At 50.1% G+C, this 13,363-nt stretch carries 9 protein-coding genes; all 9 read right to left on the reverse strand.

Going from position 1 to position 13,363, the window contains the following annotated elements:
- Positions 1-209: 209 nt before the first annotated feature.
- Positions 210-1,118 carry a LysR family transcriptional regulator gene (locus ACTNEN_RS04975; protein ID WP_441204941.1) on the reverse strand — a complete coding sequence of 303 codons (909 nt, stop codon included), beginning with the start codon at positions 1,116-1,118 and terminating at the stop codon, positions 210-212.
- A 12-nt stretch (positions 1,119-1,130) separates the two neighbouring features.
- On the reverse strand, positions 1,131-2,972 hold the full coding sequence (locus ACTNEN_RS04980) for a YgiQ family radical SAM protein (RefSeq protein ID WP_441204942.1): 1,842 nt from the start codon (positions 2,970-2,972) through the stop codon (positions 1,131-1,133).
- Positions 2,973-3,132: 160 nt separating this feature from the next.
- Complete coding sequence (locus tag ACTNEN_RS04985) at positions 3,133-4,569, reverse strand: M20 family metallopeptidase (RefSeq protein WP_441204943.1); 1,437 nt, start codon at positions 4,567-4,569, stop codon at positions 3,133-3,135.
- 128 nt (positions 4,570-4,697) lie between these two features.
- Positions 4,698-5,444, reverse strand: coding sequence for an amino acid ABC transporter ATP-binding protein (locus ACTNEN_RS04990; RefSeq protein ID WP_441204944.1), 747 nt, complete (start codon positions 5,442-5,444; stop codon positions 4,698-4,700).
- The gene (locus ACTNEN_RS04995) at positions 5,431-6,210 is read right to left on the reverse strand and encodes an amino acid ABC transporter permease (protein WP_441204945.1); all 780 of its coding nucleotides are present in this window, start codon (positions 6,208-6,210) and stop codon (positions 5,431-5,433) included. Before ACTNEN_RS04995 ends, ACTNEN_RS04990 begins: the two co-directional genes overlap by 14 nt.
- Positions 6,211-6,434: 224 nt before the next feature.
- A complete protein-coding gene (locus ACTNEN_RS05000; protein ID WP_441204946.1) occupies positions 6,435-7,469 on the reverse strand; it encodes a transporter substrate-binding domain-containing protein in 1,035 nt (344 codons plus the stop codon).
- A 614-nt stretch (positions 7,470-8,083) separates the two neighbouring features.
- A complete protein-coding gene (locus ACTNEN_RS05005) occupies positions 8,084-8,668 on the reverse strand; it encodes a histidine phosphatase family protein (RefSeq protein WP_441204947.1) in 585 nt (194 codons plus the stop codon).
- 54 nt (positions 8,669-8,722) lie between these two features.
- Complete coding sequence (locus tag ACTNEN_RS05010; RefSeq protein WP_441204948.1) at positions 8,723-11,242, reverse strand: adenosine deaminase; 2,520 nt, start codon at positions 11,240-11,242, stop codon at positions 8,723-8,725.
- A gap of 392 nt (positions 11,243-11,634) precedes the next feature.
- Positions 11,635-13,215 (reverse strand): glucose-6-phosphate isomerase, encoded by a 1,581-nt coding sequence (locus ACTNEN_RS05015; RefSeq protein ID WP_441204949.1) that lies wholly within the window; start codon positions 13,213-13,215, stop codon positions 11,635-11,637.
- Between the last annotated feature and the right edge of the window lie 148 nt (positions 13,216-13,363).

The raw sequence follows: 13,363 nt of genomic DNA on the forward strand, positions 1-13,363 counted from the left end.
TAAAAAGATCGTTTCAACCTGCCGGTGACAAAAGTCTTGATAGTCACTATAAAGCATTTTTATCAAGTCTAAGTCTATCATTAAATCTATCAAGCTTTCTTAAGCTTCATAGCTCTCCCGACATGTTGCAGTATAGCAAATGGAGGAAATTGTGAAAAATACATAAAAATAAGGGTTTGAAATAGTTATTGGCTATTTCAAACCCATTTTTACTGCTCCTCGGACACATGATCCTTGAGTGCCTCCATGTACGCCTGTCCGTAACGGCTAAGCTGCATGCCGCGTCTTGTGATCGTTCCGATTTTCATATATTCATCCACCTTCAGCGGCTTTGCGATGATCTGCTCACCGTTCAGCTCATGGGAAATCACTCCGGAGCAGACGGTATAGCCCTGAAGTCCGATGACGAGATTAAAAAGTGTTGCGCGGTCTCTCACCCGGATGTTCTTGCGGCGGTCCAGCGTACTCAGGATCTCCTCGGAAAAATAGAACGAGTTGTATTCGCCCTGCTCATAGGAGAGATAGGGATAGTCCTCGAGGTCCTGAAGCGTCACCGCGGTCCGGTCTGCCAGCGGATGGGCAGCGCTGATGAAGACGTGCGGAGATGCGGTAAAGAGCTCACGAAACACAAGGTCATTTGCCTTGATGATCTTGCTGATGACCTCATGGTTTCTCGAGCTTAGGTACAGAATCCCGATCTCACTCCGGAGACGCGCCACATCGTCAATAATTTCATGGGTTTCTGTCTCCCGCAGGGTAAAATCGTACTGATAAGCCGGGAAACGGCGGATGACATCGACAAAGGCATTCACTGCGAATGAATAATGCTGACAGGATACCGCGAAATGCGGACTCTGCTCCTCCGCTCCCTTAAATTTCTCCTCCAGGAGATCCGCCTGCTCCAGCACCTGCCTGGCATATCCGAGGAAGATTTCCCCCTCTGTGGATACGATCACGCCCTTGTTGGTCCTCGTGAAGATGGTGATCTGCATCTCTTTTTCCAGATCCCGGATGGCGTTGGTGATACTCGGCTGGGAAACAAAGAGCCGGTGCGCAGCCTCCGTGATGTTGCCAAGCTCCGCGACCGTTACCACATATTTCAGTTGCTGCAGTGTCATGTCAAAGCCTTTCTAATGTTTATGTCGTTTACTGCCGGTTGCTTTGTGATCCGAAGCGCGGCGAGGACGGATCAGGCACTCCGGTCCGTATCCTATGAGATCCTCACGATGCTCCCTAAGCAGTGCTTCCTCCACCAGATCATAGTTTTCCGGCTTCCGGTACTGAATCAGCGCCCTCTGCATCGCTTTTTCATGCGGATTTCTGGGAACATAAACATCCTCCATGGTAAGCGGGTTGATGCCGGTGTAATACATGGTCGTGGAAACCGTACCCGGGGTCGGATAAAAATCCTGTACCTGCTCCGGGATATAGCCCATGTCTCTGATATATTCCGCAAGCTTGATGGCGTCCTTCAGGCGGCTGCCCGGATGCGAGGACATCAGATACGGCACAATGTACTGCCGGAGACCCAGTTCCTTATTGATTTTTTTAAATTCCCGGATAAATGCGTTGTAGACCTCAACGCCGGGCTTGCCCATCTCCTTAAGCACATTGTCAGAGACATGCTCCGGCGCCACACGCATCTGTCCGCCGACATGATACTTGCAGATTTCCGTGAGAAACTCCTTGTTGGGATCCGCCATGAGATAATCAAAGCGGAAGCCGGAGCGTACAAAGACCTTTTTTACGCCAGGAAGTGTCCGCACCTCCCGCAGAAGCTTCACATAGTCGCTGTGATCTACCTTTAAATTGCTGCAGGGCTTGGGCCAGAGGCACTTTTTATTAACGCAGGCGCCGAACTTCAGCTGCTTGTCACAGGCAGGACCACGAAATTCCGCCGTCGGTCCTCCGACATCAAAGATGTATCCTTTAAAGTCCTTGTCTCTGGTGATCTCCTTCGCCTCCTCCAGGATACTCTCATGGGAGCGGCACTGTACAATCCGTCCCTCGTGCATCGTCAGCGCGCAGAAGTTGCATTCGCCAAAGCAGCCTCTCGCCTGTGTCAGACTCAGCTTGATTTCTCCAAGTGCCGGGATTCCGCCGATGGCGTCGTACATCGGATGCCACGCCCGCATGTAGGGAAGTGAATAAACATCATCCATCTCCTGCTCGGTAAGCGGCATGGCAGGCGGATTTTGTACCACAAACATCGCGCCATCATAGCATTCGTAGATGCGCTTAGCGGAAATCGGGTCCGTATTTCTGTACTGCAGCGCAAAGCTCTCGGCATACTTCCGCTTATCGTCGCGCACCGCTTCAAAATCGGGCAGGCGCACAGCGTCATAAATCTCATCCTCATAGCGGGTTTTATACACTGTTCCCGGGATCCACGTCACATCCCTGACCGCGATTCCGCTGTTTAAAGCATCCGCGATATCCACGATACTGTGCTCGCCCATACCATAGGAGATGAGATCCGCACCGGACTCCAACAGGATCGAACGCCGCACATGATCGGACCAGTAATCGTAGTGCGCAAGCCTCCGGAGACTTGCCTCCAGCCCTCCGATGATGATCGGTGTTTCCTTATAGGTTCTGCGAATGAGATTGCAGTACACTGTCACTGCCCGGTCGGGTCGTTTGCCCATTACACCTCCGGGGGTGTAGGCATCCGTCTTACGCCGTTTCTTTGCCACAGTATAATGATTGACCATGGAATCCATATTGCCTGAGGAAACCAGAAAGGCAAGCCTCGGCTCTCCCAGGACATTGATACTCTCCGGATCCTGCCAGTCCGGCTGACAGATCATCCCGACCTTATAGCCATGGGCTTCCAGGATTCTGGAAATGATGGCAGAGCCGAAGCTCGAGTGATCCACATAGGCATCGCCGCAGACGTAGACAAAGTCGCACTGCTCCCATCCTCGTTCGTTCATATCCTGCCTTGAGACTGGCAAAAATCCTGTGTTCATACTTAAACTTATCCTATCTGTTCGTTCTGCCGATAGATTCGGCGCATTTGTTTTATGAAATGCATCCATCTTATTGATGTATGCCTTCGTTCCATATGTAGAATCGCAATCGATTTTAACCTTTGTCGTTTAAATCGTAATCCGTTTTTCACCCGGCTGTTTAAATTGCGATCGGCTTTGCATCCTTCTCGATCGGGCAGACATATCCATCCCTGGTACGCTTTTTCCACTCCTCCCGGGCACGCTCCAGCGTCTCCGGATTTTCATAAAGATCGATTGCCGTACAGGCAAGCACCTTACCAGCCTCAAGGAGCGCCTTGTGTCCAATCGAGCTTCCGCCGCAAGAAACATTCTGCCAGCTGTGTCCCGGAGCGCCCGCAACAAATCCCGCAACATGGATCTGCACGGTCGGTGTCTGCCAGCTCACATCTCCGACATCTGTGGAGCCTGCCTTAAACTGTGTACTATGAAATACCGGAAGCAGGAAATTATTGATGGGAAGTGTACCATCCTTGCTGAGTTCCCGTGCCTTCTCCGCCATATCTCCATCAATCGTTGCCGCATATCCCGGTGCCGGATCCGGCGGGCAGGTCTTATGCACCTCTGCCGCATACTGAAGCTCCTCCTCGGTATAGGTCGGAAGTCCTACCTCTGCAAAGTTCTTGTGCGCGATCTCCTCCAGCGTGAAATTAGGCACAACCTCGGCTGTACCGTCGATGAAGGTCCGGTCGTAGGTCGTTTCCGTCATAAGTGCAGCGCCTTCCGCGATCTTATCTACTCTTGCCAGCAGCTTCAGGGAGTCTCTTACCTTATTTGCCCGCACCATGTACAGTACTGATGCATGATCCTGCACAACATTAGGAGATACGCCGCCGGCATCTGTCACGGCATAGTGCACACGGCAGTCCGAGGTCATATGCTCACGGAGATACTGCACTCCGGTATTCATCAGCTCCACCGCATCCAGTGCCGAGCGTCCATCCTCCGGATCTGCCGCTGCGTGCGCTGCCGCACCGTGATATTCGTATAACACCTGGATCGAAGAATTGTTGGTTCCACTCGGTACCTCATTTACGACCGATGGATGCCAGGTCAGCGCGAAATCGAGCTTGGACCACATATTGTCGCGTGCCATAAATGCCTTACCGGCACCGCCTTCCTCGCCGGGGCAGCCATAAAAAATAACGGTACCCTCGGTTTTGGTCGTTTCCAGATAGTTCTTGATGGCGAATGCCGCCGCAAGCGCACCGCTGCCCAGCATGTTGTGACCGCAGCCATGACCGGCACCGCCCTCCACCAGCGGATGATGTGCTACGGCACCACACTCCTGGCTGAGACCGGACAGTGCATCAAACTCTCCCAGTACACCAATGACCGGATGCCCGTGTCCGAAGCTCCCGGAGAATGCAGTCTCGATTCCGGCAAGTCCCGTTTCCACTGTAAAGCCATGGTCCTTCAGCACCTGTTCATAGAGCGTCGCGGCATGCCACTCCTTTAAGCTTAATTCCGGATCCGCCCAGATCTTGTCACTGACATCCGTATAAATCTTTTTTGTTTTATCAATATATTCTACTGCGTTCTTTTTATTGTTTTCCATATGCGAATGCTTCCTTTCTACTGCTGCACCGGGATCTTTAAGTGAGATTCCTTATGTCAGAGTCCTGATGCCAAATATCTGGCATATTTAAAAAGCTGCCCGCAAAAAACGGACAGCTCTATTATACCTTATAAGATCTTACTCAGGAAGTCCTGAAGTCTTGCGCTCTTGGGATGCTCAAAGATATCCGTCGGTGTACCCTGCTCGATAATCTTACCACCGTCCACAAATACCACGCGGTTTCCCACTTCACGGGCAAAGCCCATCTCGTGTGTTACGCAGACCATGGTCATGCCGCCGATGGCAAGCTCCTTCATTACATCCAGAACCTCTCCAACCATTTCCGGATCCAGTGCGGAGGTCGGCTCATCAAAAAGCATGACCTTAGGATCCATGCAAAGCGCGCGTACAATGGCAACACGCTGCTGCTGACCACCGGACAGCTGTACAGGATACGCATCGGCACGGTTTTCAAGACCAACTCTCTTAAGCAGCGCCCTGGCTTTTTCCTCCGCATCCTTCGGATTCATATGCTTTACCAGAACCGGCGCAAGCGTCAGATTTTCCAGGATGGTCTTATGCGGAAAGAGGTTGAAGTGCTGAAACACCATGCCCATCTCCTGACGATACTCATCCAGGTTGATATTGGTACCTGTGATATCCACCCCGTCAAAAACAATGGATCCCTCGGTCGGAACCTCGAGGAGATTTAAGCTCCGGAGAAAGGTCGATTTACCGGAGCCGGACGGACCAATGACCACCATGACATCTCCCTTGTGTATGTCGATGTCAATTCCATCCAGAGCCTTAATTGCCCCGTAGTTATAATATTTTTTTAACCCACGTACCTGGATCAGCGCATTATCGTTTGTCACTTGCTCTCATCCTCCTCTCACAGTACTGAATAATCTTGGATGTCGGGAAGCACAGGCAGAAATACAGGAAGGTCGCCATAAGCAACGGCTCTGCAATGATAAAGCTTGCGGACTGTACCGACTTTACATTAAACATGATATCCTGCACGCCGATGGTATAGCAGACAGAGCTCTCCTTAATAATGGTAACAAACTCATTGGCAACCGCCGGGAGTATATTTTTGATCGCCTGCGGCAGGATAATCTTCATCATGGTCTGGGATTTGCTCATACCAAGACTTCTTGCAGCCTCCGTCTGACCCTTATCTACGCCCTCGATACCGCCACGGATGACATCGCTCATGTATCCGCCGCTGTTCAGCGCCATGGCTACTGCCGCCGGGAAAAATCTCTGGAACTGGATAAATCCGAAGAATGTGAATTTCGGCAGCGTGATAATACCAAACACTACGAAGTATACAAGGAAAATCTGCACCAGCATAGGCGTACAACGTACAAACTGTACATAAGCGCCCGCCAGCAGCTTTACCGGATTAAACCGTGCAATAAAGTCATATCTTTTTTTCTTATTTATGTCGTCAGTCTTTATCTTCTCAAGATGACGGAACGGACGGACATCGCTTAAGAGCATCAGCGCCAGGCCGAATGCCAGAAAGAATCCAAAAAATACCGTTACCGCCGCAAGAAGGATGGTTACGATCAGACCCTGACGGAACATATCTCCATATTGTAATGTCCGCATCAGGTTTCCCCAGCTTATGGTCATGTATACTTCCTACCTTTCTTAAATCGGGTATATACCAGCTTGCATTAAAGTGCGCTAAACGCCAGACACTTTTAAACGCAATAAGTTCTCCCCGGCTTACCGGAGAGAACTCCATTGTACTTATGAATTAATGTACATTATCTATGTATATCTTGTGAATACTTCTGCTCATTGATTTAACATTTCCCGGATGAACGGATAATTCTGTACATCAAGCTCTTGGATCAGTTTGCAGCGGCAGTGGTTTCGATCTGACCGTTGGCATCAAGCTGACCTTCGTATACATTAGCTTCATCAGAAGCAAGCTCCTGCGCATCTGTGATGTACTGGTTCATTGAACCGTCAGTGAGTGCATTGTTGATAATCGCATTCACAGCATCCACCATAGCGGTGTTACCCTTCTTAACTGCGACAGCAGAACCCTCGCTGTCATATGGTACATCCCATGCAATCTGAAGCTCCGGATAGTTCTTGCAGTACTGCTCTGCTACGGCAGTCTCGATGAAGCCGCCCTCAAGCTTACCTGTTACCAGCTCGGAAATGATATCTGTTACCTTTGGAAGACCGACGATGTTGGCATCCGGTGTATTTTCCTTGGCAAGATCCATCTGGATGGAACCGGTCTGCGCGCCTACTGGAAGTCCGTTAAAGTCTGCATAGCTCTTGTACTTGTCAGCATCTGCCTTACGGATGACAAAGCTCTGACCGCCCTGATAATATACATTGGTGAAGTCAAAGGTCTGCTTCCGCTCCGGGCTTGGTGAAAATCCGGAAATACCGAGATCCAGGTTTCCGTTCTGAAGCTCCATCAGGATACCGTCAAAGTCGATCGGTACGATCTCAAGCTCAAGACCAAGGTCATCTGCGATTCTGTGTGCAAGTGCAACATCAAAGCCTGCGAGCTCCGGTGTGCCGCTATTTACATGATAGAACTCATATGGTGCAAAGTCCGGTGAAGTACCAACGATAAGCTTACCAGCCTCAACGGTTGTAAGACCGTCCTTCGGGATATCCATCATCTTTCCGGATCCCTCAGCAGCGCCCTCTTTCTTAGCAGAGTTGTCTGCGGCAGCAGTGCTCTCTCCTGCAGCAGCAGTTGTCTCAGCATCGCCGGCAGCGGCGGTTGTTGCAGCAGCCTCTGTCTCAGCACCGGTTGTTGCAGCGGCGGTTGTAGCATTAGGAGTGGATGAAGATCCACAGGCAGCAAGGGAAAGTGCCATGAGAGCGCCAAGTGCTCCGGCAATAAATGTCTTTTTCATAATCTGTTCCTCCTCCGGGACCAGCAGGTCCCAAGCTGGAAATATGGAAATCCGTATCAAGGAAATCTGTATCTCCAGAACTTCATTTCTGATTTCTAGATTATACACCTTAAAAGCAGGAAATCAAGCATATTTTGGTTTTTTATGCAAATATTTTTCGGATAATATGCATAAAACCAGGTTTATGCATTGATTTATGCATATTAAAGCATCCTTCTTATACATTTGGATCAGTCTCAAAGCCCGGGGCATGCCGACAGTCCCCATCAGATCTTAATTTTCACGGGGAATACTGCAATCTCGGCAAAGCTAGATGGTCATGGAGACATTTTCGGCCTATACAGAGCAATTTAAAATAACGTACCCGAATCACACCCGAAAATCGGGTCAAACTATCCTCGATAAGATAATTGGTCAGGGCTTTTCGGCCTATATCGATGAAAAAACAAAAACACACCCGAATTTGAAACTCTTTTTCGGGTACGTTTTGAAGTTTTTTTCCTATAAGCCGAATGTTCACCGCTAAAGCTGCTATCTAAGCGCTTTCCATCCGCTGATTCGGGTACGTTTCCACGGAAATGTCTGCATAGGCCGAAAACTTGCGTCTTACTCGTTTACTCTGTGAGTTTCACATCTTTAATGAACTGATGTCTGCCATTTACAGCAGAGAATACACGGATCTCGCAGTTGTGCGGCTTGGGGCGCCAGAGGATGCCATTGGGCTTATCCATAAGATATCCGGACAAAGCCCGCATGATCCCGCCGTGACACGCGATAAGGACATTCTGATACGGCTTTGTTTCCAGATCCGTAAGGAACGACCGGCTCCGCTCCGTAAGAGAAGCGATGGTTTCCACCGTCGGAGGCGCAGGAAAAAGCTCCGGCAGACTCCAGTAGAGCGTCATTTTCGGTCCCAGAAGATAATATTTCCGGCACTCATATTTTCCAAAATCAGCCTCGATCAGCCTCTCATCCACGAGGATCTCCCTGCGATCCACATTTCCGATGATGGAGGCTGTAACAATCGCCCGTTCCAAAGGACTTGCATACACTGCGTCAAAACTTATGTCTCCGATCTCTGCTCTTGCCTCCCTCGCTTGCTGTATGCCGGTTTTATTCAATGGTTCATCCGTGCGCCCCTGCATTCGCCTCTCAAGATTGAGCCGGGTCTGCCCATGTCTCGTAAGCCAGATCGTCATGCTGTTTTTTCCTTTCCGTTTTCCTAAGTATCATGTTGCTTAAAAAACGACCGATTACGTCGTCCCCGTTTCCTGGCGGATGGCGCTGTTTTTAAGAATCTGCGCCTTGGGATCCTTTAATGCGTCATAGTATTTATCCGCATACCGGAGAATTTCGTCCGCCGTCTCGCCATCATGCAAAAATGTAATGTAGCCCTCCAGCGACATTGCTTTTTTGCGAAGTGCCTGTGAGTTTACATCAATAAAGGTCCGGCTCTTGTACCGGCTGTTTTTGGCGTCCTGAATCAGATTTGCCGCCGCACTGTTGCCATCCAGCGCCACGATCACCGACTGACGCCGCTTAAAAATCTCGTAGGCAAAGCTTTTGTACGCACCAAGCGGTGAGGCTTCGATGGAGACACGGATGCCGGCGCCGGATGCCCGGAGCGTTTTAAGCTCTTTCCCTGTGATTGCCGCAGGCGCGAATGCAAATACCTGGAATTTCCCGCGTACCTTTTCCAGCACATACCGTTCATACCCGGTAATTGCAGGTCCGATGACAAAAAAGACCTTCTCCGGATCCGCCCTCGCTATAAGATCCTCCAGCAAAGCGCACTCCGGTGCACGAAGCCTCGTAACATGAGAGGCATTGTTAAAGCTGCCTCCGGCAATGACAATCGGGATCTTATTTTCCGGAAGCGGAAGAATTTTATCTGAAAGCTCGGTTTCCGTGCGGTATCTGCGTTCGCCGGAGGTCATACCGGAAAAGTCACCGGTTTCCGCTTCGATCCTGGATGTAAGGAACTCTCCTGAGCGGAGGTTCCCTTTAAGATCATTAAACAAACGAATCTTTTCCGAGAACTCACGGAGCGATGTCGCATGGACAAAATCCTCTGCTCTCCGCATCTCAAGAAGCTCTTCAAAGCTTAGCGCCAGCATCCTCTCAAGCGAAAGCTGTTCATCGATGGAATCCGTGCCATACAGTGCTCCGCCATCGGTACCCTGCACACAGTAAATTCCATTCTTTAAATACTGCTTCAGCGGATGCTCTGCAAGGTTTGAGAGATTGTTGAGCCGGACATTGGAGGTGATCTGAAATTCCAGAACGACCTTATGATCTCTAAGCTTGTTTAGGAGAAGCTGTCCTTTTGCTGAGTTAAGCTTTGAGGTATACAGACCATGCCCCAGACGCATATGAGGGAATCGCTGTCCCTTTTTTAATGACTTCTCAACCTCAAGGATGCTGTTCAGCACATTATCGGGCAGCGAATCGTTTTCTCCGGCATGGATCCGGATAACAAAGGAAGGGATATCTCCGGCGATCTGTACCAGCGCCTTGATGACAGGTCTTAACTCACGGATATCATTGATTTCCTCTCCGACAAAATCACTGCCTGCCACATAGGGATCGACTGCCACAGCCTTTAGTGTCTCCAGATTTTCCTGGAAATTACCATGATCCACCCGATCTCTCACAATGGTAAGCGGAATCCGGCGGAGCGCTGCCAGGAAGCGAAGTGTCACTCCGGTCTCCCGGGTAATGGATGGCATGACATCATGGATCTCCTGCAGCGTTCTGGCGGCTTCCTCTTTTTTGACAAGTGCCGTATCGGAAATTTCCGCATAGGTAACGCCGACCCGCTGGTAGCTGCGTGCAACCCACAGAAGCTCATCCTGATACAAGGTGTTAGCGGCGTAGTCCGGGGTCCGACGATCCTTCGCCATCTGATGCAGTGCCTCTGTAATATCCGGATCCGGAATTTCATCAATACCTCTCAGTGAGATCCGCTCTTTTGCGGGCGTACCCTTGGTAAAAACATAGCGGTATAGATAGACCTTCTCGAGATTTGTAAAAACTGCCTGTCCGTCCTTCATAACGGCAAGACTTGCCCGGATCCTGGGGATATTGTAGCCGCTGTCCGGCAGATTATTTAAAATAAGATCTGCAAAATTAATTTCTGTGTTGTCGTCGATCCGTCGGTCAAGATACTTCCCGGTGAGTCCGGAGCTCTGATACTTTGTCGCGATCTCGGCACGCTGCTTCTCAAGTCTCTCCCGCTGCTCCCCGGTCAGACGCAGCTTCAGCTTCTTAACATAATAGTAGGGATAGCGCAGCTGATGGTGGATCCCAAGCGCGATCAGCAGGTCCGGACTGAGATTTGCACTTCGATGCGTATGCAGATCTGTGTGGAACTTGACTTCAGAGCGAATGTAGGTTTTAACGAGTGTTTTGCCGGAAGACAGCGTGTAGTCCTTGGTCTGGCTCATCAGCGTCTTGGCGATTGCCGGAACATACGCCTTCCGCTCGATGTTGCCGTCGGGATAGATATTGGCGACCTTAACATCGGCAAGACGTAAAATCCAGAGCTTCCGGTTCTCTCCGTCAATATAGCAGGGAATGTGCCCCTCGATTTTAAGAAAGCCGTTTGGCTCCAATCCAAGCGGCAGTCCGCAGAGAGCAGCCAGGTTGCTGATGAGATTGCCGGTCCCATGGTTTGGCGTCCGGAGCACGTAGGACATATCCTCACCGACCTTGTCAAGCGTTACCACGATGTCCTTTTCCTTATCCAGATAGAATGTTCCAAAATATGCCATGCGTACCTGCCTCCTCTCCTGCTCCAGGACTCTTTTCTGATCGTCTGTCTGCAAAGTTTACTTCGATCGCTGTCGATGGTGCTTACTCCTGCAGTTATCCACGAAGCTTACTTCTCTAGTCTGATTCTTGCCTAATGATACCCGATTTAAGGATACAAGACAAGCTCGCCACAGTAGCTTACATCTCGGATTTAAGTTTTGGGCCCTGAACTTCGGCGTTTACTATGCGAATGTTACTTCTGCAAAAAGCATCCACAAAAAAGCCTTAAAACTGGTGGTCACCAAAAGCACATACAAAGCGTCCGAAACATGGAGACACCCGCAGGAACAAAAAAAGGGGTCCGCACACAGTTCCCCATGTGCGGACCCCAAAACGAAGTCGGATGCATTTCTCAGATATTAAAAAGGTCGCTGTAAACCTTGAGTGCGCCGTCGGTCTCATGCGCAAGGACTCTCTTTGCAAGAACTTTACCGAGCTGTACGCCCTCCTGATCAAAGCTGTTGACATTCCATACAAAGCCCTGGAACATCACCTTGTTTTCAAAATGTGCAAGCAATGCGCCAAGGGTTCTCGGATTAACCTGATCGCCGATGATGATGCTGGAAGGACGGCCGCCCTCAAAATTCTTGTTGCGGTTCTCGTCATGCTTTCCAAGAGCAAATGCAACAATCTGCGCGGCAACATTGGCACAAAGCTTCTGCTGGCTTGTGCTGCCCTGGATGGTATCATCCATGCCGATCTGGTTCTGACGGAAACCGACAAACTGCAGCGGAACAATATTTTTGCCCTGATGCAGCAGCTGATAGAAGCTGTGCTGACCATTGGTACCCGGCTCGCCAAAAATGACCGGTCCGGTCGGATAGTCCACCGGCTCGCCAAAGCGGTTAACCGACTTGCCATTGGATTCCATATCCAGCTGCTGGAGATGTGCCGGGAAGCGGTTCAGCGCCTGCGAATACGGCAGGATCGCGGTGCTCTCATAGCCGAGGACATTCCTCTCATATACACCGATCAGTGCGTCCAGCATGGCAGGGTTCTTAAGCGGATCCTGCTCCTTTGCCGTCTGATCCTCTGCTGCGGCACCCTCCAGAAACTCTGCAAAAACCTCAGGTCCAAACGCAAGGGAAAGCACCGCACCGCCTACTGCGGATGTGGAGGAATACCGGCCGCCGATATAATCATCCATGTAAAATGCCGCAAGATATTCGTCACTTGTTGCAATCGGAGAGGTCTCGGAGGTTACGGCAATCATATGCTTTGCCGGATCGAGTCCCTGCGCCTTAAGAGCATTCATCACAAAGGTCTGGTTGGTCAGCGTCTCCAGTGTTGTGCCGGACTTGGAAACCAGGATAAACAGCGAATGTGCAACGTCAATGCTTCTCAGCACAGCTGCCGCATCGTCCGGATCCACATTGCTGATAAATCTTGCGTCCATTTTAAGGAGCCCCTTGGTTCTTGCCCAGTTCTCAAGTGCAAGATACATGGCCCTCGGACCAAGGTCACTACCACCAATACCAATCTGCACTACTGTTGTGAACTTCTCGCCTGCAGCATTGCTGATCTCTCCATTATGAACCTTATTTGCAAAGTCAGCGATCCTCTCCTGCTGCTTTACATAAAACGCTCTCTTGTTGACACCATCAGCGATGACTTCCTCTCCCAGCTGTCCCCGGGTGAGATGATGCAGCACCAGCCGCTTTTCACCCGTATTGATCACAGCGCCATTGTACAGATCCTCGAACTTCTCGTGAAGCTGTGCTTCCTCTGCCAGCCGGACAAGCACCTTGAGTATGTCGTCATCCACTGCTTTAGCTGCATAGTTATAGCTGAGACCCTCTGCCATCGGGACCGTATAGTTTCTAACCCGTGCAGCGCCGTTATCTCCGGACATCACCTCCTGGAGTCTGACTGCCTTTACTGCTTTAAGCTCCTGAAATGCCTTGAGCTTGTCAAGATTTTCCCATGTAATCAAGATTTTATCCTCCAATCATGGCAGCGCCGGATCATCCTCACGCTGTCGGTTTTATACAAAATGATTATAACATCGTTAATTTAAAAACAGAAGCGGATTCTTTATGATCTCAAAAGATGCGGACCAAAAGCAGATTCTTTTGTGGATT

The organism is Oribacterium sp. HCP28S3_H8 (assembly GCF_052064775.1).
Classification (GTDB): domain Bacteria; phylum Bacillota; class Clostridia; order Lachnospirales; family Lachnospiraceae; genus Oribacterium.

Coding starts and splice junctions, on each gene's coding strand:
- ACTNEN_RS04975 (WP_441204941.1), bottom strand. CDS start 1,118: ATGACACTGCAGCAACTGAAATATGTGGTAACGGTCGCGGAGCTTGGC.
- ACTNEN_RS04980 (WP_441204942.1), bottom strand. CDS start 2,972: ATGAACACAGGATTTTTGCCAGTCTCAAGGCAGGATATGAACGAACGA.
- ACTNEN_RS04985 (WP_441204943.1), bottom strand. CDS start 4,569: ATGGAAAACAATAAAAAGAACGCAGTAGAATATATTGATAAAACAAAA.
- ACTNEN_RS04995 (WP_441204945.1), bottom strand. CDS start 6,210: ATGACCATAAGCTGGGGAAACCTGATGCGGACATTACAATATGGAGAT.
- ACTNEN_RS05000 (WP_441204946.1), bottom strand. CDS start 7,469: ATGAAAAAGACATTTATTGCCGGAGCACTTGGCGCTCTCATGGCACTT.
- ACTNEN_RS05005 (WP_441204947.1), bottom strand. CDS start 8,668: ATGACGATCTGGCTTACGAGACATGGGCAGACCCGGCTCAATCTTGAG.
- ACTNEN_RS05010 (WP_441204948.1), bottom strand. CDS start 11,242: ATGGCATATTTTGGAACATTCTATCTGGATAAGGAAAAGGACATCGTG.